The sequence below is a fragment of the Methanolobus chelungpuianus genome (genome assembly GCF_024500045.1).
Lineage (GTDB): Archaea > Halobacteriota > Methanosarcinia > Methanosarcinales > Methanosarcinaceae > Methanolobus > Methanolobus chelungpuianus.
The window spans coordinates 501568-527118 of the sequence record NZ_JTEO01000004.1 but is presented as its reverse complement, the minus strand read 5'-3'; the positions used below and the strand labels follow the sequence as shown (position 1 = coordinate 527118).

Sequence of the window (25551 nt, the reverse complement as noted above, 5' to 3'; positions counted from 1 at the left end):
ATTTTAGAAGGCATATTTTATCTTGTTTAAATCGTAATTGTTATTTACAATTGAATTTACTTTTATTTTAAAAGGAGTGGGTCAAATGGACTTTTTTCAGGAAAAGATAACAACAATTCACAATTTCTACAGCGATACAGACAGAATGCTGCAGCACCTTCAGGAGCTATCCTTTGTCCGCCCTGCTGTGGTAGTATTGCCAATGCTGTACAGTGAGATCGAGAATCCTCCCCTGCCCCGGATAATTGACGAGCTGAACAAGTGCACTTTCCTGAAAAAAGTGGTAGTTGCACTTGCAGCTGATAACAGGGAACAGTATCGCACAGTGGTCGATTTCTTTGAGCGGCTTGAGCTGGACCATCTGATCGTCTGGTGTAACGGCTCCCGGATAAGCTCCGTGATCGAGGAGATGAAGGAGAACGAACTTGATATCACGGGATTCTCAGGGAAAGGGAAGGATGCATGGATATCCCTGGGCATAGCAAGCCTCTATTCATATGCCATAGTGCTCCATGATGCAGATATCATCAACTACAACAAGGAATTTGTCGCCAAACTGCTCTATCCTATTGTGCATCCGCAGCTCAACTTCTATTTCAACAAAGGATATTATGCAAGGATCAATCTGGAGAAAAAGACCATGCATGGGCGTGTTTACAGGCTTTTTGTACGTCCCCTGCTGGATACGCTCATGAGGGACGTGAAATACGAATCCGACATCCTCGAGTACATGCAGGCATTCAGGTACACCCTTTCGGGTGAATTTGCCTTCACAAGGGACCTGGCACTTAACATCAGGATACCTTCCGACTGGGGACTGGAGGTAGGAATGCTGGCCGAGATCTACAGGAACACATCCCTCAAAAGAGTATGCCAGACCGACCTTGGCTTCTATGACCACAAGCATAAGGAGCTGGGCACGAATCCAAGTGAAGGCCTGACAAAAATGGTGAACGACATCATGGTTACCTTCCTGCGGGTTGTGAACGAGACCACAAGCACCCAGGTATCCACATCGTTCCTCAGAGGGATACAGGTAAAATACAGGCGTTCGGCACAGGACCTGATCAGGCAGTACCATGCTGATGCAGTCTGTAACGGACTTGAATACAGCAGGCACCTGGAGGAAAGGTACGTAGAGATATTTGCCGAGACGCTGATGCTTGCCGGGACACAATACCTTAAAGATCCGTCAGGTGCACTTCTTCCTGACTGGGCACGTGCCCTGTCTGCAATACCTGATCTCCGGGAGCAGTTGAGGGACGCGGCACATGCAGACCTTGAAGAGGTCATACGGAACCGTGCATAGACGGGCCTGGAAGTACTAATGATCAAAGACAATGTAAAAAACCAGTAATAAAAAAACAGGATAAAAGAGGGTTGTGTGCAGTCTCCGGTGATGCACACCAGCTGCTGTTACTGAGAGAACTACTTCTTGCTCAATATGTAGTAGAGCATATCACGGTTCAGTTTACCCTCACGCTCCAGCTTGTTCACAATCTCTTCGTCAGACATACCTTCGGACTTGAGCTCCTTGACCTTGTCAAGCAGCGCCGGAGATACACTGTAGTATTCATTGATATCCTTCCTGTGCCCCCATACATCCCCTTCGATCAATTTTATGTTCTGCATTTCAAGGAACATCTCTATTGACTTGGAAACCGTGCGCCTGTAAGAACTCGGTATCTGTATCACTTCCACCTTAGGGCAGGTCTGCACCAGGGAAAAGATGTCTTTGTTAGATGGTCTGAATGCCAGATGAATTACCTTCTCGTTTGGGTTCAGATTTGGTATCTCCTCTCGCGAACTTACAACTCTGATCTTCATGGAACTCCCTCACATTAAGTTCTATAATCGTTAGAACTTACTAAATTAGTCTATGTGCTTACCTATTAAATAATTATCGATTTACAGCACAAAAAAAAAAGATTGTTAGTTACTGAACCTAGTTCTTATGGAGTCAGCATGACCTGTGAGACCTTCCTTCTCAGCAATAGAGATCACAGCATCCTTCAGTGTTTCAAGCCCCTGCTTGCTTATCCTCTGGATACTTGCGGATTTCATGAAATGGGATATATTGAGCCCGGAGTATATCTTTGCATATCCTGCCGTTGGCAGCACATGGTTGGTGCCCGAAGCATAGTCACCCACAGGCACCGGCGCGTAGTTGCCCACAAATATAGAGCCTGCATTCTCTATCCTCTCAAGCACGTAGTCCGGCTCCGAGACCATTATTTCCAGGTGTTCAGGGGCAAAATCATTGGAAAAGCCAATACACTCCTCAAGGGACCCGGCCAGGATGACAGCTGCATTGGCAAGGGAGCTCCTGACGATCTCAGCCCTCGCAGTCCTTGCAGCCTGCCCGAGTACCTCTGCGTGTACATCTTCCGCCAGTTGCGCCGAAGTGGTCACCAGGACGGAAACCGCATTAGGGTCATGCTCAGCCTGGGCAATGATATCCGAGGCAGCCATGCGGGCATCCGCCGAATCGTCAGCTATGATTAGTACTTCGCTGGGGCCGGCCGGGAAATCGATCTCAGCCTTGTCACGGACCTGCATCTTGGCAGCGGTCACATATACGTTGCCCGGCCCGACGATCTTGCACACGCTGAGCACAGTCTCGGTGCCGTATGCCATGGCCCCTATGGCCTGCACGCCTCCTACCTTGTACACATGATCTGCGCCTGCGATCCTGGCTGCCGCAAGGGTAAGGGGATTTATCCTGCCGTCGGCTCCCGGGGGAGTGCACATCACCACATTCCTCACGCCTGCGACCTTGGCAGGAATGATGGTCATCAGGGCCGTGGATGGGTAGGAAGCCCGCCCACCCGGAACATACGCACCCACGCTTTCCAGGGGTGTGAACTTCTGCCCGAGCTCTATGCCGGGGGACAGTTCCATGAACCAGACCTTCTCAGGCATCTGGGCCTGATGGAACTTCCTTATGTTACCGGCTGCAAACTCAAGATGTTTCAGCAGGGAGGCATCTATGCTCTGCATAGCTTCATCCATCTCCTGTTCGGACACTTCGATGGCACCCAGCTCGGCGCCGTCAAACTTCCCGGTATACAGACGAAGAGCAGCATCGCCGTTCTGTCTTACATCCTGCAGTATGGATGCGACAGTGTCCCTGACATCAGCAAGTTCCCCGCCGCGCCTGATCAGTCTGTCCTTCTCTTCCCTGCTCATTTCAGATATTCTTTTGTAAAGCATGATGATTCCCTGTTATAACGGCATTTCCATTTCTGAGAGGAATGGATTTTCATTATATATAGATTCTTCAAAAGACACTATCGCTCAAAATCGCTGAAAGTGCTCTGCTCGCTTTCCATCAAGGAATCCATGGTCCTTGGATCCGGATTCCCGTCCGTACCGCCTCCGGGTCTGATCCCGGGCCTGGCACCGATCTCCCGGAGAAGCTTCTCAGCAGTCCTTGGACCCAGCAGCCCTCCAAGAACCGCAGGGTCGGCCTTCCTGACTTCCTCAATGCTGTGAAGGCCACTGTCATACAACTTGCGCGCACGCACACGCCCTATGCCTCTGATTCCCACAAGCTCCATGAGTTCCTGGCGCGCACCGTAGTGTATCCTCTTCTCGATAGACCCTGCCATGCCAGCCTTGTCATGGCCCGTGATGGCTGCCAGTCTTGAAAGGGAATGCATGAGCCATTCCGCAAGCTCCGCAAATGCATGGATGTCGCCATCGCCGACATTGAACACCTTACTGATGTCATCCATAGAGCGCTCGTTGATCCAGTCCAGGAGCAGAAGAGCTGTTTTTACCTCGCCCAGGAACCATTCGTAATCAGTGGCCCTGAAAGGGGCCGGCACCTCACAGAACTCCTCTTTGCGGGACAGGACGAGATCATTGATGAGCTCATAGTCCCCGGCCCTCAGGTAGAGCTGGCGCATGTCAGGGGTCTTGCATATGAGATGCATCAGCGTCAGTTCGGTCACATGCGTTGCTTTATCCAGTCCTTCAATAATAATGGCAGCAGACATCGGGTCGATATAGAGCATGGACACGAGCTTTCCCAGTGATGTTGCTGTCAGGCGGGTCTCTCCCTGCAGCATTTTCTTCTCCCTGAGGAAATCCAGGCATTCGTCTACCACTGAGACAATGCCCCATGTGTCGTTCTGGTGAGCGAAGAATGTGGCTTCGATGAACTCCATGACGCCGTCCCTGCTGGTGGCAAAGCCGTTGACTATGGTGGACAGGATATGCGTCCTGAGAGCGTTCTCCGTACCCAGCTTGGACCAGATATCCTCTGCATTCGCCTCGATGTAGTTCTCAAAGAGCATTTCCATCTCATTATAGGACTTGGCTATGAGCACTGCCTCACCGTAGGGGTCAAGATGCGGACGTCCTGCCCGGCCTGCCATCTGCTTGTACTCGAGCACAGGGATGGGATGCATGCCGAAGTTAGGGTCATAGCGCTTGTAGCTTCTCACGATCACACGCCTCGCTGGCAGGTTAAGACCAGCAGCAAGTGTCGGTGTGCTGGCAACCATCTTTATCAGGTTGGAGCGGAAGCCGTCCTCCACCAGCCTGCGGTGAGCCGAGTTCAGGCCGGCATGATGGAAAGCGGTACCGTTCCTGATGCACTGTGCCAGCACTTTTGCAGTGTCCGATTCGCCAGCCTCGATGACCTGCTCGACAATATCATCCAGTGCTGCGCGGGTCCTCTTGTCCAGCAGCCCTGCAACCTTCATCCCGGCCCTGCGTGCAAAGCCTACACTGTTCTTGCGGCTGCTCTCAAATACGAGACACTGCCCGCCGTCCTCAAGGGTATCAAGGACCAGATTGATGGCATCGTCCCCGGAAGCATCATGCACCTGCTTCTGGGATGTCCTGTAATTGATGCTCCCGCCGTAGAAAACCCCCTCCATCAGGTCCGTAGGCCTCCACTCGCTGAGCACAAGCCCGGCCCCGAGCCAGTTAGCAACCTCATAGGCGTTGCCCACTGTTGCAGACAGTGCAATGATCTGGCAGCCGGGATTGAGCTTCATGAGCTTGGTCAGGGTGACCTCCAGGGTAGGGCCCCTGTTGGCAGAATCAAGCAGGTGTACCTCGTCCACGACTATGGTCGTGATGTCCTCCATCCACGAGGTGCCGTTACGCAGGAGAGAATCGGTCTTCTCGGAGGTTGCCACGATAATGTCATTGGAACCCAGCCACTCATCCCGGGATTCGAAATCCCCTGTTGAGATACCAACCTTGACGCCCCCCTCTTTGAGGGCTATCCCGGAGAATTCCCTGAAGCGGTCAAATTTCTCACTGGCCAGCGCCCTCAGGGGAACTATGTAGAGTGCCTTGCCTCCCCTGGCTATGGACTTCAGCATGGCAAGCTCCGCCAGCAGCGTCTTTCCCGACGCGGTAGGGATCGCTGCAAGAACATTCCTGCCCTCAAGCAAACCTTTGCTGATGGCTTCTGCCTGTGGAGGATATAGATTTCCAATACCGGAACTGAGGTAAAAATCCCGCACCTCTGCCGGAATATCAAGGGACCTTATTTCCATATTGTGTGGTAAGAAGTGACGATATCTAATAAAACTACCCTGTGCAGAGTGAATGTATTTTCCCGCCATGCCTCTGTTGGCACATATCGCTATTTTATCGAATATGATTATATGAGATAAGTAAAATAGCATATTATCAGGGATTTAAGAGATTCGGGACAGGGCACACAGGGCAGTGTGAATTCAAGAACTTGTTGATGGGCCGCGTAAGCTGTCGTTGTCCGTGTTCCATTCGGGAGAGGAATGAATGAGATACATAGTTTTCACCGACCTTGACGGGACTTTGATAGACCATGACACATACTCCTACGAAGCTGCGAAACCTGCGATCGATGAGCTTAAAAAGCGAGACATACCACTTATATTCTGTACCAGCAAGACCCGGGCCGAGATCGAGGTGTATGTGAAGGAACTGGACCTGTCCCACCCTTTCATATCAGAGAACGGAGGAGGCATATTCATCCCCCGGGGATATTTTGAGACGGACTATCCGGTCTCAAGGACACAGGGCATCTACGACGTGATCGAGCTGGGAACAGCCTACGACATACTCAGGCATGTCCTTGCAGACATCCGGAGCCATGAGGAGATGCGTATCATAGGATTCGGCGACATGGATGCCCGTAGGGTAAGCAAGGATACGGGGCTTGATATCGAGTCCGCGACCCTGGCAAAGATGCGCGAGTATGACGAGGCCTTCAAGCTGGAAGGAGATGAGAAGGAAGCTGAAAAACTGGCGGAAAGCATAAACTCCCGCGGCCTGAATTTCACAAGAGGAGGGCGCTACTGGCATATCCTGGGAGATAATGACAAAGGAAAAGCCGTAACCATACTCGCAAACCTGTACAGGAAGGAGCTGGGAGAGGTCAGGACCATCGGCCTGGGGGACAGCCTTAACGACCTTCCCATGCTTCGTGCAGTAGACATGCCTTTCCTTGTACAGAAGCATAATGGAAAGCATGATCCGAAGATAGGGGATCCGGGAGTGGACAGGGTCGATGGGATCGGGCCTGTGGGGTGGAACAGGGCTATCATGGGTATCCTGAAAGAAGCGCCCTGAACCATACAGGATGAATTCGGTCACCACCTGCAGAAAACGAACATTGTATTAATGATCAAAATCTAATGTTTAACAGTCCGGTGCGCATCATCCATGATGCAACCGAGATCTTAGGTTCATCGGGGTAGAAGGGGTATATCACATGATAAGGCTTGAAAATATGCTTCCCAGAGCATTTCTGGTAGGGATAACGAAGATGGTTGACAGGGAAGGACCACTGGAAACAATATACTGGATGCAGTCCATAGGTGAGGAACTTGCAATCCTGGAAGGTCCGGGATTCGAGGGTGCAAGAATGGATACTGATATTGTCTACTTGCCAAAAACCCCTTTTGGGAATGAAGTAGTCGAGTTCGCAAACATATATAAGGAAAATCCTCCACAGTTCATGGACATTTTCAGCACCATGTCAAAGCTCAAGAGCGAATCTGATACTCCGTGGGAGTTCCCTGCCATGTCGCATGTACTGGATGTGCTGCAGCACAGCTACAACCAGAAAAGGGCCGAACTTGCAGGCACCAGGTTCTACAATCTCGGTTCCAAGTCACCTCTTGGTGATGTGATACAGTACAATGATGAAGCCATTGAGAGGTCTGGCATGGCAAAGCAGGATGTGGCAATGATACTCGAAAGGGCATTTTTTGTCTACTTTATAGAACACCCGGAAAAGGAGTGAAGCGCTTGAACCTGATAGAAGCAGAAAGATTGTATGAGAGCAGTGTCAGAATGCTTAAAAACAACCAGCATGAAAAAGGAGGCTTCTATGCAAGTCCTCCCGGCACACGTTATCCTTTTATCTATCCCAGGGATCACTCCGTATGCATCTACGGAGCGGTGGAAGCAGGATTGATGAACGAGGCCCGCAAGGGACTGGAATTCATACTCAACTCACAGAAACCTCTTGGAGAATTCTCCCAGCGGTATGATGTCGACGGCAACGATGCAAGTTATAAGGAACTGCAGATAGATGGCAACGGTCTTGTGCTCTTTGTGATGGGGAAGTATTTCAAGGCTACAGGGGGCTCTTTCTACGAAGAGATGGCTGACAAGGCATTCGTAGCCAAACACTGGGAAACCGTCAGGAAGGCTGTTGAGTTCATCCTGATGAACAAGAACGAAGAAGTAAATCTGATCCACACTATCAACAGCATCCATGAATATCCCGCATATGAGCACGGCTTTGAAATATACGCCAACTGTGCCTGTTGTGCAGGCATATATGCTGCCATCGATATGGGAAAGGCCATCGGGAAGGACGTATCTGCATGGGAGGAGCAGGCAGGCATCATCAGGCAGGCCATCCTCACAAGGCTTTACAGCCCCAGGAGACGTTCTTTTGTAAAGTGTATCCGCGTGAAGGACAAGAACAGTAAGCCCATAGGATACGATTCTTTTGCATCCGTCGTCCACGATGTTGATGCCGTGGAGTATGCACCTGCATATTTTGAACTGATAAGCGATTATGACGTCAAGATAGTCTCCACCGTCAGAAGGATACATAGGGAACTATGGGACAGCGAGATAGGCGGCCTTAACAGGTATCCTGAGTACTGGGGACGCAACAACGGAGGTTACGGGCCCTGGGGCCATTTCACCTGCCAGCTTTCAAACCACCACACAGAGACCGATAACCAGGATATGGCCGAGACATACCTTGATTGGGTGGTTGACATGGCACACGAGTATACGCTGCCGGAGCACATTTCCACTATAGAGAGGTTCGAGCTCTGGCTTGAGGATTATACCAACGGCAAGATACTGAGGGACAGCAAGGTGAAGTTAATAGAAGATATAAGGGCTCATCCAAAATGGAAGGACGGGCTTGCGTATGTCACCATACCGCTGACGTGGCCGCATGCGGAATTCATAATTTCCTACAAGAAATACAGGGACAGGTTCCATCCTGCGTGAGCTGCTGGAAGTAAAAAAACAAGGTAAAGGAAAAGAAGTGCATGGCCTTAGTATGCCATGCATTGCTGATGCTCCTGTATTCCCGGAACTTACTCGTTGCTGAGGTCGCCGGAGAAGTACTTGTCGTATGACCCCATGTCGAAATGGCCGTGACCGCTGAGGTTGAAGAGGATGGTCTTCTCCTGGCCGGTCTGCTTGCACTTGATAGCTTCGTCGATGGCGGCTTTTATTGCATGAGAGGATTCAGGAGCAGGTGCTATTCCTTCGCTGCGGGCGAAAGTGACTGCAGCATCGAACACCTCCACCTGGTGGTAGGCCCTGGCTTCCATGAGCTTGTCTGCCACTAGTTTGCTGACTATCGGGGAAGCGCCGTGGTACCTTAAACCGCCTGCATGGATTGCCGGGGGTATGAAACCTGAACCCAGCGTATACATCTTAAGCAGGGGTGTCATCTGCGCCATGTCACCGAAGTCGTACTCGAATTTGCCTCCTGTGAGGCTTGGACATGCCGAAGGCTCGACGGCTATGATCCTTATGTTGGTCTTGCCTGCGATGTTATCCCTTATGTATGGCAGGCTCACACCTGCGAGGTTGCTTCCTCCGCCACAGCATCCGATAACGATATCCGGATAATCCTCGGTCATCTCGAACTGCTTCTGCGTCTCCAGGCCCACTACCGTCTGGTGAAGGCAGGTGTGGTTCAGGACGCTTCCGAGAGCATACTTGGTGTTGTCATTGAGGGCCGCATCCTCAATCGCCTCACTGATGGCTATGCCCAGGCTGCCGGTGGTGTCCGGGTACATCTCAAGGATCTTGCGTCCGAACTGAGTGTCAGGGCTCGGGGACGGCACCACATTGGCTCCCCACAGATTGATAAGGGATTTCCTGTATGGTTTCTGGTAGTAACTGGAGCGCACCATGTAAACCTTGCACTCGATGTCAAAGTAGTTGCAGGAAAGGGACAATGCACTTCCCCACTGTCCGGCGCCGGTCTCGGTACTGATCCTTTCGGTACCTTCCTTCATATTATAGTAGGCCTGTGCAATGGCAGTGTTTGGCTTGTGGCTTCCTGCAGGGCTCACCCCTTCGTTCTTGTAGTATATCCTTGCGGGAGTGCCCAGGACCTTTTCAAGCCTGTGCGCCCTGTACAGGGGTGAAGGCCTCCAGAGCTTGTATATCTCACGGACTTCCTCCGGGATGGTGATATATCTCTCGGAGCTTATCTCCTGCTTGATAAGTTCCTTTGCGAATATGGGCTCAAGGTCCTTAGGATTCATGGGCTCCCGGGTTGCAGGGTTGAGAGGTGGCTCTACCGGCAGGTCGGCAAGGATGTTATACCATTGCTTTGGCATGTCATTTTCGTCGAGCAGTATTTTTGTGCGATCCATAGTGATGCCTCATTAGTAAAAACAAATTCATCAATGTAGGTTTTAGTACATTAAGTGAGTATTTAATGCTTGTGATATAGTAGAAATGGCTTCCAAAGGAAACTAATCGAAAATCTAAAATAGGCTACACTTATAGTATCGCAGCATAACAGGCAAATTATTGCAATCTTATAATCGCTTTTATCAGGTTGATCAAAAATGACAATTAGCAGACCAAGAGGGACCAGGGATTTCCTCCCGGAGGATACCAGGCGCAGAAGGAATGTAGAGAACATCTTACGCAGGGTGGTCAGGAACTGGGGATTCCAGGAGATAATCACGCCCACCTTCGAGTCCCTTGAGCTCTTCACCATGAAATCAGGAGAGGGAATAGTCGGAGAACTGTACAATTTCACCGACAAGGGAGAACGGGAGATGACCCTGCGCCCGGAGCTCACCGCCCCGGTCATGAGGATGTATGTGAATGAGATGCAGGCGCGCCAGCGGCCCCTGAAGCTGTTCTACTTTGAGAACTGTTTCAGGTACGAGCGCCCTCAGAAGGGACGCTTCAGGGAGTTCTGGCAGTTCGGCGTGGAACTCATCGGGAGTGACAAGGCTGACGCCGATGCCGAGGTCATTGCGCTTGCCAATGAGATGCTGAAGGCTGTGGGAATCAGGGGAGACCTGCATGTGAACCACCTGGGTGTTATCAGGCGCCTGCTCAGCGTGCTTGAGACCGGGCAGCAGAGCAAGATCATGAGGCTGGTGGACAAGAAAGAGTACCAGGCGCTTGAAGACTATCTTGCGGAAATCAACGCGCCCTCCGACCTGCGTATGAAACTGACTGAGCTTATCGACCTCACAGGCAATGATGCGATCGAAAAGGCACGGATGCTTGTAGGCGACATACCGGAGCTCACTACATATCAGGAACTGCTCACGCTGCTGGACACCTACGGGGTCGAGTACACGATAGACTTCGGCATCGCCAGGGGGCTGGACTACTATACAGGTATGGTCTTTGAAGTATATGCCGAGGGCCTGGGAGCACAGAAGCAGGTATGTGGCGGCGGGTCCTACCAGCTCATCAAGCTCTTCGGAGGAGGCGAGGTCCCCTCCACAGGCTTCGGGCTCGGCTTTGACAGGATAATGGAAGTATGTACCATCGAGCCTGAAGAAGCAAAACCCGTTGTGATCATCGCCATGGAATCCACAAGGCTTGAAGCCGTGAAGACCGCCATGCAGCTTCGCCCCTATATACCGGTCCACATAGATCTTATGAAACGAAATTTCAAGGCGCAGTTATCCTACGCCAACTACCTGGAAGCCGGATATGCCGTCATCATAGGAGATAAAGAGGCAGCTGCCGGAAAGCTAATGCTCAAGGACATGCAGAGCGGGGAGCAGGAACTCCTCACTGTTGAGGAGGTCATTAGCAAGCTTGCCCTTTAAGGTTCGGGAAATGGCTCTGCACGCAAGGACATCTTCAGTAACGAAAGGTCTGCGGAAGTATCCCCATGCGCTTCACACTGGCATCCGTTGTCCTGCCGGCAGTTATCCTGCTGTCAGCATCGTCCATTTCCAATGCGCCGGAGAATGGTGGTCTGGCAAAAAGGTTCAAGACGAACAAATCTAAAGGCCCTGAAGGGCCAATCACAACATATATATTTGATAATGCTTTTTTATGAACACTTCGCCCATTACATTGACATCCGTACAATCAGGTTCTCCTGTTCGTTCGACATGCCTGAGGACTGCGGTAACCATACGAACAAATCATATCTCAAATAAGGATTCAATAAGGAATTATAATTATCAGGAGGAATTGCATGGCAAAGATGCACACCCGGAAGAAAGGACAGTCCGGATCCACAAGACCGCTTCGCACTGAACCGCCAGCCTGGTCCACAATGAACGAGGAAGAGGTCACCAAGGTCATAATGGACCTCTGGAAGCAGGGAATGAGCACAAGCGTTATAGGCATGACACTCAGGGACAAGTACGGCGTACCCGATGTCAAGATCGTAACCAGCAAGAAGATCGGCCAGATCATCAAGGAGAAAGGAGAGCAGTCAACTGTTCCGGAAGACCTGTACAACCTCATAGTAAAGGCAATCGGAATCAGAAAGCACATTGTAGCCAACCACAAGGACGTACACAACAAGCGCTCCCTCCAGAACACTGAGTCCAAGATCAGAAGGCTGGTCAAGTACTACCAGTCCACAAAGGTCCTTCCCGCTGACTGGAAATACAAGCCTGAAACTGCAGAGATGATGATTACCAGATAAATCTGGCATCATCCTTTAACTAGATTCAACTGAAGTCTGGTCACCCGGCCAGACCTGTTTTTTATACAGCATAACTGTTTTCCTGCGAGAGGAGTCACTATCTAAAATGCCATGGCCCCATATTGAATGGCTCCCTGTTCAAGGCAAGATATAAATTGCTTTAAAGAACATAGTACTCCATGAAAGCAGTCGTTCTCGCGGCCGGGGAAGGTAGAAGATGCCGTCCGCTCACACTTACAAGGTCAAAGGTAATGTTGCCCGTAGCAAACAAGCCAATCCTGGAACACGTCATAAACGCATTGTCCAAAAATGAGGTTCAGGATATCATCCTCGTAGTAGGGTATGAAAAAGAACGTGTCATGGATTACTTTGGAGATGGTGGCGATCTCGGGGTTAAGATACGCTATGTAGAGCAGAAGGCTCAGATAGGGACGGCACACGCCATACTCAAGGCCCGCGCTATGATCGGGCAGGAAGATGAGGCTTTCCTGGTGGTCAACGGGGACAACATCATTGAACCCGATACTATCCGCGATCTTCTGAGGAGCGCAGGCGGAGATGCAACGGTGCTTGCATGCAAGAAGGAGAACGCGACAGGATACGGAGTATTGGTTGTCGAAGGGCAGCGCATAAAAAAGATAGTAGAGAAGCCCCAGCATGTGGTAAGTCACCTGATCAACACCGGAATATACCTTTTCAGGCCCCAGATATTCGAACTGATAGAACGGACACCGCTTACGCCCACAGGCGAGTATGCCATCACGGACACCCTCCAGATAATGATCGATGAGGGTATGAAGGTGATAATGGCAAACACATTCTCGGACTGGCTTGACGCCCTTTACTCATGGGACCTGCTGAAAGCGAACCCTATAGTGCTCGGGGAATTCGAGCAGGATCTGAAGAAAGGCACAGTTGAGGAAGGTGCTGTGGTGAAAGGTAGTGTTTCCATAGGATACAATACAACTATCCGCTCCGGATGCTACATTGTAGGACCCGTGGTGATAGGGGACAACTGTGATATCGGGCCAAACGCGGTCATACTGCCCTCAACAAGCATAGGGAATAATGTATCTATCGCGTCGTTCACCCAGATACAGAACAGCATAGTAATGAACGATGTTCGCCTGGGAACACATTCGCTCATCTCCAACTCCGTGATCGGGAGCAACGTCACTGTAGGCTCTCATTTCGTTACCGAGGATAAGGAAAAGCTCATGATAGAGATAGAAGGCAGCCTGCACCCTGCAGACAAACTGGGTACGATAATAGGTGACGATACTGACATAGGCAGTAATGTACTTGTAAGAGCAGGGATTATGATATATCCGAATTGCAGGGTGAATTCGGGCAAATTAATAACAGAAGCATTGGCGCAAAATTCGATTGTCATCTGAGGGTGGGGTAAAATGTGTGGTATAATAGGGTACGTTGGTAAGGAACCAGCTGCACCGATCTTATTGGAGTCCCTGAAAAGGCTCGAGTACAGGGGATACGATTCTGCCGGGATCACTGTTCTTAACAGCACACTTGAAACGTATAAGACCGTAGGGAAGATCGCAGATCTGGAGTCGATCCTCCCCGCCGAGATCAAAGCTAACGTAGGGATAGGCCATACCAGGTGGGCGACTCATGGGAGACCTGAAACAAGGAATGCTCACCCGCACGTTTCTTCCGGTGTCTCGGTGGTGCATAACGGCATCATTGAAAACTACCTTGAGCTAAAGGAGAAACTCACTGAGCTTGGATATGTATTCGAGTCAGACACTGATACCGAAGTCATAGCCCATCTCCTTCACCACAATATGAACAATGGCACACCCAGCTGCGATCTGCTCGCAGCAATGCATAAGACTGTCAGGGATCTCGAAGGCTCCTATGCAATAGCGGCCCTGTGCTGCAACGAGCCCGACCGCGTCGTCTTTGCACGCAAGGACAGCCCTCTTGTGATAGGGCTTGGTGAGACCGGGAACTATGCAGCATCCGATGTCACAGCCTTCCTGAAACACACCAAGAACGTGGTCTTTGTGAGTGACCATGAGGTAGGCTATATCCTTCCCAACGCCATCCGGATATACGATCCGGAAGGAAAGCTGCTGGAAAAATCCCCGGAGACTATTGAGTGGGATCTGGAAGCTGCGGAGAAGTCCGGATACGATCATTTTATGCTCAAGGAGATACACGAGCAGCCCACATCCATACAGAACACCTTTGCAGGCAAGCTCATGGAACTTGAGGGCACTGTCAGGATGAATGAGCTCTACCTCAACCCGGAGCAGATAAAGCACCTGCGCAGGGCCACGATAGTTGCCTGCGGAACTTCCTGGAACGCAGGGATACTGGGAAAATATCTCTTCGAGAAGCTTGCAGGGATACACACCGATATAGAAACGGCCTCCGAGTTCAGGTACGGCAATCCGGTCCTGTGCGGTGAGGAGCTTACCATAGCGATCACGCAGTCCGGCGAGACCGCAGACACCCTTGCAGCCGTCAGGAGTTCCAAGTCCTACGGATGCAGGACAGTTGCCATTACCAACGTCGTGGGAAGCACCATCACCAGGGAATCAGACAGCATTGTATATACGCGCGCCGGCCCCGAGATAGGGGTCGCTGCAACAAAGACGTTCACGGCACAGCTCATCACGCTCTACATGCTGGCGATCCACATGGGAAGGACAAGGGGTGTCATCACGGCAGATGAGGCAAAGGACCTCATAGTGAATCTCAAGCGCCTTCCCGGCCAGATCCAGAGGATACTCAACAGGAAGGAGAAGATAAAGGAATGCGCCCAGCAGTTTGCTGACAAGAGGGACTATTTCTTTATCGGACGCTACCTCAATTACCCTGTGGCCCTGGAAGGGGCGCTTAAGCTCAAGGAGATATCCTATATCCATGCAGAAGGCTATGCGGCCGGGGAGCTGAAACACGGACCTCTTGCTCTGATCACAGAGGAAACACCTGTTGTTGCTATTGCCACCAAGGGTCACACCTACGACAAGATACTGAGCAATATCAAGGAAGTAAAGGCCCGCAATGCTGTCGTGATAGCTGTTGCCAATGAGGATGATAAGGAGATAGAAAAGTATGCGGATATGGTTTTACGCATCCCGGCCTCACATGAGATGACATCTCCTGTGCTGTCTTCCGTGGTGCTCCAGTTGCTCGCATACTACACAGCCCTTGCGAAGGACTGTTCCATCGATAAGCCGAGGAACCTTGCAAAGAGCGTGACCGTAGAATGATAAGATATGATCGGAGGCATTGAATGAAACTATTCGGTTCTTCAGGTATCAGGGGAGTCACAAATAAGGATATCACAGTCGACCTGGCACTGAAAGTGGGCATGGCGCTGGGAAGATCAAAAAAGAGCGCAGTTATCGGCAGGGACCCCAGGGTCGCAGGCGAGATGATAGAGCACGCAGTCATCAGCGGGCTTGCCAGCTCCGGGTGCCGGGTCGTCCGCGTAGGGCTCGTTACAACCCCCACGCTTGCTTACGCTGCAAGGGACTATGACTGTGGGGTAATGATAACCGCATCCCACAACCCTGCAGAGTACGTGGGCATCAAGCTCTGGAACCCAGACGGCATGGCCTTTGATTCAAAACAGCAGGAAGATATCGAGTCCATAGTAGAGGAAGAGGACTTCGTGAAAGTGAGATGGGACCAGGCAGGTGTTATCACATCGTACAGTAATGCCGTCAGGGACCATATGGACATGATCCTGAAGAACGTAGGAAGGGTCTCCATGAAAGTGATACTTGATTGCGGCTGCGGGGCGGGGGGCACGATCACTCCATTCCTCCTGCGGGAAATGGGATGTGAGGTGATCACCCTCAACAGCCAGCTTGACGGGCATTTCCCTGCACGTAATCCTGAACCCAACGAGAAGAACCTGGAATTGCTGAGAAAGGCAGTGGTCGAGTTCGGTGCCCGGCTGGGGATAGCTCACGACGGTGATGCCGACAGGATGATGGCTGTTGACGAAAAGGGAAACTTCGTATCAGGTGACGAACTGCTCGCCATCTTCGGGCACTACGAGTGCAAAGGCGGGACAAAGGTATGCGTACCCGTAGACACATCCCTTATTGTCGATGACGCTCTCGAAGGCTCCGAGATCGTAAGGACAAGGGTCGGGGATGTATACGTTGCCGAAGAGATGAAGAAGCACATCACCGAGTTCGGCGGAGAACCTTCAGGAAGCTGGATATTCCCGAGGATATCCTATTGCCCGGACGGCATCTATGCTGCTGCCAGGCTGGTCGAGATAGTGCAGGAGACAAAGTTGTCACAGCTAAGGGAAGCACTCCCTCAGTACCCGACCCTCAGGGGCACCATTCCCTGTGCTGACTGCGATAAGGAAAAGGTCATGGAGGCCGTTAGGTCAAAACTGCAGCCAATGGGCACTGTATCCGATATTGACGGCATCAGGGTAGAGATGGATAACGGCTGGGTGCTTGTCCGGCCCTCTGGAACTGAGCCAAAGGTCCGCGTCACTGCCCAGGCCAGGGATAACGTGGAGAAGCTGTATGCTCTGGCTGAAGGCATAGTGAAGGAGAGCCTTAAATGAAGGCAGTGATCCTTGCTGCGGGCGAAGGCACAAGGATGCGCCCGCTCACGGCAGCCCGACCCAAGGTGATGCTTCCCATAGCCAACAAGCCCATGATGGAACATTCCGTGGATGCCGCCATACAAGCCGGAATAAGGGACTTTGTGATCATCACAGGCTATCGCGAGGATTCCATAAAGGACTATTTCGGGGACGGCAGCGGGAAAGGAATAAGTATTGACTACGTGCACCAGGACTCACAGCTTGGGACTGCCAATGCCATAGGATATGCCAAAGGACATGTTGACGGCAGGTTTGTGGTACTCAACGGGGACATGCTGATAAGTCCCGAACACATCAGGCACCTGATATCCACAGATAAGGATGCCGTGATCACAGTCAAGGAAGTTGACGATCCTTCCCACTTCGGAGTGATAGAGACTGATGGCGACAGGGTTATAAGGATCATCGAGAAGGCCCAGCACCCGCCAAGTAAGCTTGCCAACGCAGGCATATACCTATTTACGGAAGCCGTTTTTGACTTCATAGCAAAGACGCAGCTATCCCCCAGGGGGGAACTTGAGATCACGGACTCACTGCAGATGATGATAGATGCCGGCTGTAATGTCGGATACGCGGTGCTGGATTCCGACTGGATAGATATCGGCAGGCCCTGGGACCTGCTTGATGCCAACAGGGTCCTGCTGGAGAATATGAAAGGCATGTGCGAGGGCACCGTGGAACCCTACGCCACCCTGCACGGAGAGGTCACTGTGGGCAGGGGGACTATAATCCGTAACGGGTCCTACATCATCGGCCCGGTGGTCATCGGCGATGACTGCGACATCGGGCCCAACTGCTTCATCAGGGCATCCACTGCGATCGGCAATAATGTTCACATAGGTAATGCGGTGGAGGTCAAGAACAGCATCATCATGGATGGTACCAAGATCGGGCACCTTTCTTATCTTGGGGACAGCGTGATCGGTCTCAAGTGTAATTTCGGTGCCGGCACCAAGGTGGCCAACCTGAGGCATGACGGGAAGAACATTAAATGCTCTGTGAAGGGCAAGGTCGTGGATACCGGCAGGAGGAAGCTCGGGGTCATCATGGGCGACGATGTGCACACCGGCATCAACACCAGCATCAATGTTGGTATGATGATGGAAGCAGGCAGCTACAGCCATCCGGGGGAAGTCATCACTCCCGGAAGAAAAACTAATTAAGTTTTCTATCATTTTTCATTTACCGAGTGATACCATTGAACTTCAATGTCGAGACCCAAAAACTGAAAGATATGGCCCGACAGGCAGCTGCAGTGATCGAGGACCACGATCATGTGCGGGTCATTTCCCATAATGATGCGGACGGACTCACATCTGCATCGATCATATGCCAGGCCCTGTTGAGAAAGGGTATCCGATTCCATGCCACCATTGTTCCGAGACTGGACAGCTCTGTGGCAGATATGGTAATGGCAAGTGCAGAAGAAAGGGACCTCGTCCTGTTCTGCGATATGGGTAGCGGGCAGTCCGGCATACTTTCAGCAATAAAGAACCCTATGGTAATACTCGACCATCACGTTCCGGTGGGAGACTCACCTGCAAAGGTGGTAGTTAACCCGCACCTTGTGGGTATCGATGGTGCAATGCACATCTCTGCATCGGGAACGACCTATCTGGTGGCAAAGGCACTGGACCCGGCAAATGTGGACCTTGCGGGAATGGCCATTGCAGGAGCTGTGGGAGATAAGCAGCTCATGGACACTGTCAACGGCACCATCCTTAAGGAAGCAGTCGATGCCGGCGTGGTGACAGTCAGGAAGGGGCTGAAAGTGGGAGACGGAAACATTGCAGATGTGCTTGAGTACACACCCGAGCCCTACCTGGATATAACGGGAGACCGGCAAAGAATTGATGAATTCCTCAGCATCCTCGGCCTGCGTGGAGAGACCAGCAGGCTTTCGGAAGAGCAGCTCAAGAAGCTCACATCGGCCGTCGCCCTAAAACTGGCGAAAAGATCAACATCCGAAGCCATAGATGCTTCCATCGGAGATGTCTATTACCTGAACAAGGAGCTTGTGAAGAATGTCTACGACCTCGTTTCTATCTTCAATACATGCGGCAGGATGGAAAAAGCAGGGATTGCCATCTCTATAGGCATGAGGGATAAAACGCACCTTGAAGAGGCCATGAAGATGTCCGTCGGATACCAGCGTGAGATAGTCGGGAACATCAAAGCTGCCAGCGATATGCTCCGCATGGGACAAAGCATCGGTTACCTGATAACAAAGGACATGGAATCCACGGGAATGGTTGCAAGCACCATGGTCAGATATATCAATCCCGATATGCCCTTTGTGGCTGTGAACCAGGTGGATGACATTGTTAAGGTGTCTGCCAGGGGCACAAGGGCGCTGGTTTCAAAGGGCCTGGACCTTGCATTTGCCCTCAGGGAGGCCGCAAAGGCTGTTGGCGGAGAGGGAGGAGGACACAACATAGCATCGGGAGCCTCCATACCCCCGGGAACTGAAGAGCAGTTCATCAGTAAAGTGGATGAGATAGTGGGCCAGCAGCTCGGGAAAAAGTAAGGGCATGGTACAATGAAGATACGGACCACCATTGAATTCATTGATGAGGATGCATCCAGGATAACTGAGAAGATTGCAAGGTCACTGGCTCCGGATAATCTCACCAGCATGCATACTGAAGTGTGCAGGGGAAGTGCAAAGATACATATCTCCACGGAAAAGATCACCTCACTCATAGCAACCCTCGATGACCTGCTCATGAATGCAAAGGTCGCGGAAGAAGTACTTCAGGAAGCTAAAAGGTGTGAAAAAGGAAAACGTGATCAATGGGAGTAGTCATTCCCACAGGTGCCTGTTCTTATCGATGAGCGCTTTTTGCTCTTCGATCCTTGAGCGCTGATAGATCATCGCTGCCGGGTGATATATTTTAACTATGTTCATGCCACCGGAAACTTTAGGCACACCCCATTCAAGCTTCTTATTCCTGCAGAATGCTTCCTCAGCCGTGTTGCCAAGCAGGATGATCACCTCCGGGTCCAGCATCCGGATCTGGGCCAGCAGGAAGGGGCGGCAAAGTTCTATCTCGCTTTTCAGCGGTTTGCGGTTTTTCGGGGGACGGCACTTCACTGCGTTGATGACTGCGTAATCCTCAGCTGAGAGACCCATGTATCCTATCATCTCATCAAGCTTCTTCCCTGCCCTTCCGCTGAAGGGAATGCCTGTCATATCCTCGGTCTTTCCCGGGGCCTCCCCTATGAACAGCACCCTGGGAGTGCGGGAGCCTTTCATTATCACGGGGTTCGTGGCACCCTCACGAAGGGCGCAGTCTGCGCACTGCAGGATAGTCTCTTCCAGATTTCCGAAGCCTGCGGCGGCCATTTCCTCAACAACTGCTGATATATCAGTTCCCTGTGCTTTTCCCATATCTTACCCTCATTTATCCATATGGAGGATCTAATGTTGCAGGTACATAGATACCATTCTTTTAAAAGGATATCTGAAAAGAAATGACCGGGAGGAAACTATCCGGATAAAAAAATAAGACATAAGACCCAAAAAGAGAAGCCCTTAATTATCAAAAGATACATCTGACAAAAGATATATCTTGAATACCAGTACCAAGTGCAAAGGTCATTTATAGATGGATATAAATTCACCTTGTCTACTCATATTATCACTTCAGGAATGGAATAAGAATGGAAGTTAAAAAGAGAGATACCTGCTGCCCGCAGGATGAGGTCAGAGGCGGCAGTTCAACAGAATTGAAGTTCAGGCTGGAATGTGCCATAAGGACCAGCGCCGATGCGACACCGGCAAAGGATGCCATTGCGGAGCTGATCGATGAATCCAACAGGACGATATTCACAAAGGGTGCCCCGGAGGGACAGGGGGCAAAGGTCGTGGACTGGAGCGTTGAAGGAGAAAGGGTCAATCTCACACTTGAGTCCGGAAGGCATGTGAGGGTGCACGATGCGGTGATGCGCCTGAAAAAGCCTCTCGGCGCAAAACTGGGAAAGGATTTCCGCATAGGGATACGCGGCACCGATGTAAGTTCATTCACAATAGAAATGCCTTCGGAGAAGCCGCTTGCCGAAGTGAAGATCCCCTATGTGAGGTCCGTTACTTATGATGCAGGTATCCTCCGGCTGGATCTTGATGTGGATGATTCTGCCATGTCAAACCGCGTTCCCGACAGGATACTGTCCCTGATGGAAGAAAAGATAGAGCAGCAGTCCTACGGCGGGAAGGCCGAGCACTGGCACGTGCTCTGGCAGAGCGAAAAGAAGGAGCACAAGTTCTCGGAAGACCCGACACAGGCAATGGTGGATGCCGGCTGGATAAAGAGAGGAGCCAGCAGGGGTCAGTGGATACACGGTCCGCAGTCCACCAGGATGTTCAGGGCGTTTGAAAAAATAGTGTTCGAGGAACTGCTCGAGCCTCTGGGATACAGAGAGATGATCTTCCCAAAGCTGGTTCCATGGGAAGTCTGGCAGAAATCAGGACATGCAAAGGGAGTCTATCCCGAGATATACTACGTATGCCCTCCAAAGACCCGTGACCCGAAGTTCTGGGAAGAGGTCATTGACCATTATAAAGTGACCCTTGAGGTCCCCACCTCCCTTATCAAGGAGAAGATCGGCGATCCTATCGGCGGCATGTGCTATGCCCAGTGCCCCCCCTTCTGGACCTACCTGCAGGGTGAGACCATACCCACCGACGAGTTCCCCATCAAGGTCTTTGACAGGTCGGGCACATCCCACAGGTACGAGAGCGGTGGTATCCATGGCATGGAGCGCGTGGATGAGTTCCACAGGATAGAGATCGTCTGGGTCGGGACCAAAGACCAGGTGATCAGGGTTGCCAGCGAGTTGCACGACAGGTACATGCACATCTTCAACGAGATCCTTGAGCTGGAATGGAGGAAAGCCTGGGTGACACCCTGGTTCATGGCACAGGAAGGACTTACAGGAGTTGCCAAGCAGTCCGAAGCAGGCACTACCGACTACGAGGCACCCCTCCCCTACCGCGGCCCGGACGGCGAATGGCTCGAGTTCCAGAACGTCAGTGTTAACGGTAACAAGTACCCTGCCGGATTCAACGTGAAATGCCAGAGCGGCGAGGAACTCTGGTCAGGCTGCTCCGGTGTCGGGCTTGAGAGATGGGCATCGGCGTTCTTTGCCCAGAAGGGACTGGACCCCGCCAACTGGCCGGAGGAGTTCAGGAAAAGAGTGGGAGAGGTGCCCAAAGGGATCAGGTTCCTCTGATCCTTCTTTCACTCTTCCTGTAATACTGCAATCACGACTTTCCCCTTCACGTTTCCTGCACGCTGGTACTCCAGAGCCTGTCCTGCTTCATCCAGCGGGAAGATCCTGTCAATAGTGACTGTGATCACTCCGTCGTCAAAGAGCCCTGCCAGTTTCTGCAGGCTGTGGCTGTTTATTTTTGTCGATTGCCCCACTGCACTCACCTGATATTTACTCATCAGTTCCTGGTCGGGCTGTTCAAGCATGGAAACGATGATGCCTCCATTTTTAAGCACCTTGAAGGACCTTTTGTAAGTATCCCCTCCCACTGTATCGAAAACTGCATCGTAATCCTTCAGTCGGTCCTCAAATATCTCATCCTTGTAGTCGACGACCTCATCTGCCCCAAGGTTTCTTAGATAGTCACTTTTATCCTTCCGCGCTGTTGCTGCCACATAGGCTCCCAGATGTTTTGCCATCTGGATGGCCATCGAACCGATTCCGCCCGAGCCTCCGTGTATGAGTATCTTCTGTCCCTCCTGCAGTTGCATCTTATTGAAGACGACATCATAAGCGCTGACACCTGTAAGAGGCAGTGCAGCAGCTTCCGGATAACTTGCCTTTTCCGGCTTCAGGGCTGTCAGCTTCTCAGACGCCAGTACATACTCCGCAAAAGCCCCCGAACCCCCTGACAGGATAATCCCGCTGCCATATATGTGGTCGCCTTTCCTGTACAGGCTTACACCTTCCCCGACATCCAACACAGTACCGGCGAAATCCCCTCCCAGGGTCATCGGGAACCCATGATTTTTTGCTGAGGGAACGTAACCCTCACGTACCTTCCAGTCAAATGGGTTCACTCCTGCGGCATGGACCTTTACAAGGACTTTCCCCGACTCGATCTCAGGAGTATTAACATTGTGGTTTATAACTACACTATCCGTTCCGAATTCATTGATCTGTGCGGCTTTCATAATCACTCCTCCATTAGTTAAGAGAAAGCCGTATTCATTAATATGTTACGGACATTCATCACTCAGAAACCGATATGTCATCAAAATGACAGGGCAGCAGGAAGCACCTGCTGCCGCACTCTACTGAACCTTCCCAGTGCCATCTGTTAGTTCGGTTCTAAGGTTTCCTGATATGCAGTCATGATGTCACTGAGGCTCATTGTGAGATTTCCGTCCAAGACTGTATAGGGAATGCTCTCCTTGGGATATGCTATACAGGCACCTCCTACGCCCATGCCTGTGGAGGCATCAAACCTGGTGGCACAAGCATCGCATACGAGTATGTTCCCTTCGAGTGCAAATCCCATGGAACCGCAGGGTGGGCAAACACTGGACCTGATAAATAGTTCATCGCCCAGCCTGTAAGCCATTACTGCAACTTCGCTGGCGCCTGTATTTACTTTAAAGTGAACATTGGTGTTCTTATCTACTGCCTCAATGGGTATGGAAACTACATCCGCCTTCACGGCCGGATTTATCCATACAGCTTCCACGGGCCTTGCAGAGCCTTTCAGTGAATCGTTCCCGGTGCATCCAAGTGCAAATGCGGCCAATACCAGCACTGACAAAATCATAACTATTGTTTTTGATCTCATTTCTCCTCCTCGATATTCCCGTCCTTCAAATTCACGATGCGATCGGACAGCTTAGCAAGTTCACTGTTGTGAGTGACCATGATCACAGTCATTTCTCCTGCCAGCGACCTTAACAGGGAGATAATCATCGAGCCTGTAGCTGCATCCAGCGCCCCTGTGGGTTCGTCGGCCAGCAATATCTTCGGCCTCATGACGATCGCACGTGCAATGGCGACCCTTTGCTGTTCTCCTCCACTCAGCTCCGCAGGCTTATGCTCCCTCCGATGGGACAGTCCGACCCTCTCCAGAGCAGCGGCCACAGATCCGTCATCCTTCTCCCCTGCAAAGATCAGAGGCAGGGCTACATTCTCGTAGGCCGTGAGCGAGGGTATAAGATGGAACTGCTGGAAAACGAAACCAACAGTCCTGCGCCTCAGTGCAACCAGCTCTTTCTGGGACTTGCCTGTGATATCGGCGCCGTCGATGGATATGCTTCCCCCGCTGGGACTGTCAAGCATGCCGATAAGGTTCATCAGGGTGGTCTTACCCGAGCCCGACTGTCCCATAACGGATACGAACTCACCTTTTTTCACTTCCAGGCTGACATCACGCAGCACTTCAAGCTCACCGCTTCCTATGCGGTATCTTTTGCCTGCTTTCAGGATGCGTATCATATTATCATCAGACACTTCTCAGCACCTCCGCCGGATCAACACCAAGAGCCCTCTTAGCAGGAAGTATGGACGCCAGCATGCCTGTAAAGACACACATGCCTGTCACAGGAAGCAGGATCGACCACATTGGAGAGGGGGTCACCTGTACCAGCAGGGGAGCGGCAATAGTGGAAGCGACTGTTCCTGCAGCAAACCCGATAACGCCTCCCACAGCCCCTATGATAGCGCCTTCAAAGAACAGCATGGATACGACCTGCACATCACTGGCACCAACCGCACGCATAATCCCTATCTCCTTGAGCTTCTCGTTCACTGAGGCAAGCATGGTGGAAGCCACGGTCAGTGTACTCACAAGCAGAGTGATGATCGAGACTGCCATCGCAGAAGACCGGGTGTGTTCCACAATTGCCAGCTCGTTGCGGACTATCTGGCTCATGGACCTGGCTTCCAGGCCGGGGAACTTATCCTCGATCTGCATGCTGATCTCCTCAACCGGGCATTCGTTGCACAATGCCCTGACCTCAAGGCTGCTTACTTTCCCCTCCCTGTCGAGCAGATACTGGGAAGCTGCAAGCGGGAGTATCACATACGCATCTTCATTGCTGCCTGTGCTTTCTATCACACCTGCGACCCGGGCATCCATGGAGATATTACCATTGCGGAGAGTGATGAGGGAGCCTTCGGTAAGTCCGAGCGGTGTGGCTATATCAGAACCGACCATCACTTCGGTCGGACCGGTGTTTTCAGAGGATATCCAGCTGCCCTGCACTTTCCACCATGACTTGAGCTTCCTTTCCTCGTCCGGATCCACGCCCATTATAACGACTGACGAATCTCCAAGTTCTGCGACCCCGTATAATCTCGGCGCCACAGCGGACAATTTGGAACTGTCCATTATGGTGTGTATCCGGGGAATATCCGATTCCTCGATGTAGTTCTCGCCTGTGAACAGGGAACCCATGGAAGTGGAGCCCGCCACCAGTGGAATGGTCTTGACCTCCGGCCTTACAATGATGTTTGCACCGAAGTTGTTGGATTCTTCGTAAAGGCTGTCGGTAGCTGCTGAAAAAGTTGTCACTACCGCGACCATTGCCGCAGAGGCCACCACCACACCGAGTACAGCAACAAGGAGTTTTGTTTTTCTGCGGGATATATCTTTCAGGACCAAAGAGTGTAAATGCATAATTACCTCATCATCTGCAGCCGGGGCGTCCCGGCATAGTCTGCAGCAAATTTACAGTGAATGTAAAGCGCATACTTTACAATAACTGTAACTCTATTTGAGCTTTACGTTCAATGTAAAGCACTTGCATCTGCAGGTATT

General features: G+C 51.4%; 23 protein-coding genes. 13 read left to right on the top strand and 10 right to left on the bottom strand.

Annotated elements, in window-relative coordinates:
• Positions 1-85 precede the first annotated feature (85 nt).
• Entirely contained in the window at positions 86-1309 is a 1224-nt protein-coding gene (gene gpgS / locus PV02_RS07215) for a glucosyl-3-phosphoglycerate synthase (protein WP_256622707.1), read from the top strand.
• A gap of 119 nt (positions 1310-1428) precedes the next feature.
• Here gpgS and PV02_RS07210 read toward each other — a convergent pair whose 3' ends face one another.
• The 3 genes from PV02_RS07210 to PV02_RS07200 all read right to left on the bottom strand — a co-directional run bounded on the left by PV02_RS07210 (position 1429) and on the right by PV02_RS07200 (position 5519).
• The gene (locus PV02_RS07210) at positions 1429-1827 is read right to left on the bottom strand and encodes a DUF1699 family protein (RefSeq protein WP_256622706.1); all 399 of its coding nucleotides are present in this window, start codon (positions 1825-1827) and stop codon (positions 1429-1431) included.
• 105 nt (positions 1828-1932) lie between these two features.
• Positions 1933-3213, bottom strand: a complete 1281-nt coding sequence (gene hisD / locus PV02_RS07205; protein WP_256622705.1) for a histidinol dehydrogenase — start codon at positions 3211-3213, stop codon at positions 1933-1935.
• Between the two features lie 77 nt (positions 3214-3290).
• Positions 3291-5519 carry an ATP-dependent DNA helicase gene (locus PV02_RS07200; RefSeq protein WP_256622704.1) on the bottom strand — a complete coding sequence of 743 codons (2229 nt, stop codon included), beginning with the start codon at positions 5517-5519 and terminating at the stop codon, positions 3291-3293.
• Between the two features lie 247 nt (positions 5520-5766).
• Between PV02_RS07200 and mpgP the strand changes: the two genes are divergently transcribed.
• The 3 genes from mpgP (at position 5767) to PV02_RS07185 (ending at position 8490) form a co-directional block, all read left to right on the top strand.
• Entirely contained in the window at positions 5767-6579 is an 813-nt protein-coding gene (gene mpgP / locus PV02_RS07195; protein ID WP_256622703.1) for a mannosyl-3-phosphoglycerate phosphatase, read from the top strand.
• Positions 6580-6721: 142 nt separating this feature from the next.
• Positions 6722-7255 (top strand): hypothetical protein, encoded by a 534-nt coding sequence (locus PV02_RS07190; protein WP_256622702.1) that lies wholly within the window; start codon positions 6722-6724, stop codon positions 7253-7255.
• 5 nt (positions 7256-7260) lie between these two features.
• Positions 7261-8490, top strand: coding sequence for a glycoside hydrolase family 15 protein (locus tag PV02_RS07185; RefSeq protein WP_256622701.1), 1230 nt, complete (start codon positions 7261-7263; stop codon positions 8488-8490).
• An 89-nt stretch (positions 8491-8579) separates the two neighbouring features.
• Here PV02_RS07185 and PV02_RS07180 read toward each other — a convergent pair whose 3' ends face one another.
• A complete protein-coding gene (locus tag PV02_RS07180; protein ID WP_256622700.1) occupies positions 8580-9878 on the bottom strand; it encodes a TrpB-like pyridoxal phosphate-dependent enzyme in 1299 nt (432 codons plus the stop codon).
• 198 nt (positions 9879-10076) lie between these two features.
• Here PV02_RS07180 and hisS point away from each other — a divergent pair, with 198 nt between their 5' ends.
• Positions 10077-11309, top strand: coding sequence for a histidine--tRNA ligase (hisS, locus tag PV02_RS07175; protein WP_256622699.1), 1233 nt, complete (start codon positions 10077-10079; stop codon positions 11307-11309).
• 34 nt (positions 11310-11343) lie between these two features.
• On the opposite strand, the gene PV02_RS07170 is transcribed toward hisS, so the two are convergent.
• The gene (locus tag PV02_RS07170; RefSeq protein ID WP_256622698.1) at positions 11344-11487 is read right to left on the bottom strand and encodes a hypothetical protein; all 144 of its coding nucleotides are present in this window, start codon (positions 11485-11487) and stop codon (positions 11344-11346) included.
• A gap of 199 nt (positions 11488-11686) precedes the next feature.
• Here PV02_RS07170 and PV02_RS07165 point away from each other — a divergent pair, with 199 nt between their 5' ends.
• The 7 genes from PV02_RS07165 to PV02_RS07135 all read left to right on the top strand — a co-directional run bounded on the left by PV02_RS07165 (position 11687) and on the right by PV02_RS07135 (position 19557).
• Positions 11687-12145, top strand: coding sequence for a 30S ribosomal protein S15 (locus PV02_RS07165; RefSeq protein ID WP_256622697.1), 459 nt, complete (start codon positions 11687-11689; stop codon positions 12143-12145).
• A gap of 179 nt (positions 12146-12324) precedes the next feature.
• Positions 12325-13542, top strand: a complete 1218-nt coding sequence (gene glmU / locus PV02_RS07160) for a bifunctional sugar-1-phosphate nucleotidylyltransferase/acetyltransferase (RefSeq protein WP_256622696.1) — start codon at positions 12325-12327, stop codon at positions 13540-13542.
• Between the two features lie 12 nt (positions 13543-13554).
• Positions 13555-15387: a glutamine--fructose-6-phosphate transaminase (isomerizing) gene (glmS, locus tag PV02_RS07155; RefSeq protein ID WP_256622695.1), complete on the top strand. Its 1833-nt coding sequence runs from the start codon at positions 13555-13557 to the stop codon at positions 15385-15387.
• Positions 15388-15410: 23 nt separating this feature from the next.
• Positions 15411-16712 carry a phosphoglucosamine mutase gene (gene glmM / locus PV02_RS07150; RefSeq protein WP_256622694.1) on the top strand — a complete coding sequence of 434 codons (1302 nt, stop codon included), beginning with the start codon at positions 15411-15413 and terminating at the stop codon, positions 16710-16712.
• Complete coding sequence (gene glmU, locus PV02_RS07145; RefSeq protein WP_256622693.1) at positions 16709-17917, top strand: bifunctional sugar-1-phosphate nucleotidylyltransferase/acetyltransferase; 1209 nt, start codon at positions 16709-16711, stop codon at positions 17915-17917. Before glmM ends, glmU (PV02_RS07145) begins: the two co-directional genes overlap by 4 nt.
• Before the next feature lie 71 nt (positions 17918-17988).
• Positions 17989-19281, top strand: coding sequence for a RecJ family nuclease (gene recJ, locus PV02_RS07140; protein ID WP_256623071.1), 1293 nt, complete (start codon positions 17989-17991; stop codon positions 19279-19281).
• A gap of 12 nt (positions 19282-19293) precedes the next feature.
• Positions 19294-19557: a KEOPS complex subunit Pcc1 gene (locus PV02_RS07135; RefSeq protein WP_256622692.1), complete on the top strand. Its 264-nt coding sequence runs from the start codon at positions 19294-19296 to the stop codon at positions 19555-19557.
• Here PV02_RS07135 and PV02_RS07130 read toward each other — a convergent pair whose 3' ends face one another.
• Positions 19558-20145 carry a uracil-DNA glycosylase gene (locus PV02_RS07130; protein ID WP_256622691.1) on the bottom strand — a complete coding sequence of 196 codons (588 nt, stop codon included), beginning with the start codon at positions 20143-20145 and terminating at the stop codon, positions 19558-19560. It lies immediately after the preceding gene.
• A gap of 272 nt (positions 20146-20417) precedes the next feature.
• On the opposite strand from PV02_RS07130, the gene PV02_RS07125 reads away from it, so the two are divergent.
• The gene (locus PV02_RS07125; protein WP_256622690.1) at positions 20418-21986 is read left to right on the top strand and encodes a serine--tRNA ligase; all 1569 of its coding nucleotides are present in this window, start codon (positions 20418-20420) and stop codon (positions 21984-21986) included.
• A gap of 8 nt (positions 21987-21994) precedes the next feature.
• Here PV02_RS07125 and PV02_RS07120 read toward each other — a convergent pair whose 3' ends face one another.
• The 4 genes from PV02_RS07120 to PV02_RS07105 all read right to left on the bottom strand — a co-directional run bounded on the left by PV02_RS07120 (position 21995) and on the right by PV02_RS07105 (position 25410).
• Positions 21995-22939: an NADP-dependent oxidoreductase gene (locus PV02_RS07120; protein ID WP_256622689.1), complete on the bottom strand. Its 945-nt coding sequence runs from the start codon at positions 22937-22939 to the stop codon at positions 21995-21997.
• Positions 22940-23085: 146 nt separating this feature from the next.
• Entirely contained in the window at positions 23086-23574 is a 489-nt protein-coding gene (locus PV02_RS07115; RefSeq protein ID WP_256622688.1) for a Fe-S-containing protein, read from the bottom strand.
• A complete protein-coding gene (locus PV02_RS07110) occupies positions 23571-24242 on the bottom strand; it encodes an ABC transporter ATP-binding protein (RefSeq protein ID WP_256622687.1) in 672 nt (223 codons plus the stop codon). The genes PV02_RS07115 and PV02_RS07110 overlap by 4 nt, the downstream gene beginning before the upstream one ends.
• Positions 24235-25410 (bottom strand): ABC transporter permease, encoded by a 1176-nt coding sequence (locus PV02_RS07105; RefSeq protein WP_256622686.1) that lies wholly within the window; start codon positions 25408-25410, stop codon positions 24235-24237. Before PV02_RS07105 ends, PV02_RS07110 begins: the two co-directional genes overlap by 8 nt.
• Positions 25411-25551: the final 141 nt, after the last annotated feature.

Coding starts and splice junctions, on each gene's coding strand:
- gpgS (WP_256622707.1), top strand. CDS start 86: ATGGACTTTTTTCAGGAAAAGATAACAACAATTCACAATTTCTACAGC.
- PV02_RS07210 (WP_256622706.1), bottom strand. CDS start 1,827: ATGAAGATCAGAGTTGTAAGTTCGCGAGAGGAGATACCAAATCTGAAC.
- hisD (WP_256622705.1), bottom strand. CDS start 3,213: ATGCTTTACAAAAGAATATCTGAAATGAGCAGGGAAGAGAAGGACAGA.
- PV02_RS07200 (WP_256622704.1), bottom strand. CDS start 5,519: ATGGAAATAAGGTCCCTTGATATTCCGGCAGAGGTGCGGGATTTTTAC.
- mpgP (WP_256622703.1), top strand. CDS start 5,767: ATGAGATACATAGTTTTCACCGACCTTGACGGGACTTTGATAGACCAT.
- PV02_RS07190 (WP_256622702.1), top strand. CDS start 6,722: ATGATAAGGCTTGAAAATATGCTTCCCAGAGCATTTCTGGTAGGGATA.
- PV02_RS07180 (WP_256622700.1), bottom strand. CDS start 9,878: ATGGATCGCACAAAAATACTGCTCGACGAAAATGACATGCCAAAGCAA.
- hisS (WP_256622699.1), top strand. CDS start 10,077: ATGACAATTAGCAGACCAAGAGGGACCAGGGATTTCCTCCCGGAGGAT.
- PV02_RS07165 (WP_256622697.1), top strand. CDS start 11,687: ATGGCAAAGATGCACACCCGGAAGAAAGGACAGTCCGGATCCACAAGA.
- glmU (WP_256622696.1), top strand. CDS start 12,325: ATGAAAGCAGTCGTTCTCGCGGCCGGGGAAGGTAGAAGATGCCGTCCG.
- glmS (WP_256622695.1), top strand. CDS start 13,555: ATGTGTGGTATAATAGGGTACGTTGGTAAGGAACCAGCTGCACCGATC.
- glmM (WP_256622694.1), top strand. CDS start 15,411: ATGAAACTATTCGGTTCTTCAGGTATCAGGGGAGTCACAAATAAGGAT.
- glmU (WP_256622693.1), top strand. CDS start 16,709: ATGAAGGCAGTGATCCTTGCTGCGGGCGAAGGCACAAGGATGCGCCCG.
- recJ (WP_256623071.1), top strand. CDS start 17,989: ATGGCCCGACAGGCAGCTGCAGTGATCGAGGACCACGATCATGTGCGG.
- PV02_RS07135 (WP_256622692.1), top strand. CDS start 19,294: ATGAAGATACGGACCACCATTGAATTCATTGATGAGGATGCATCCAGG.
- PV02_RS07130 (WP_256622691.1), bottom strand. CDS start 20,145: ATGGGAAAAGCACAGGGAACTGATATATCAGCAGTTGTTGAGGAAATG.
- PV02_RS07125 (WP_256622690.1), top strand. CDS start 20,418: ATGGAAGTTAAAAAGAGAGATACCTGCTGCCCGCAGGATGAGGTCAGA.
- PV02_RS07120 (WP_256622689.1), bottom strand. CDS start 22,939: ATGAAAGCCGCACAGATCAATGAATTCGGAACGGATAGTGTAGTTATA.
- PV02_RS07115 (WP_256622688.1), bottom strand. CDS start 23,574: ATGAGATCAAAAACAATAGTTATGATTTTGTCAGTGCTGGTATTGGCC.
- PV02_RS07105 (WP_256622686.1), bottom strand. CDS start 25,410: ATGCATTTACACTCTTTGGTCCTGAAAGATATATCCCGCAGAAAAACA.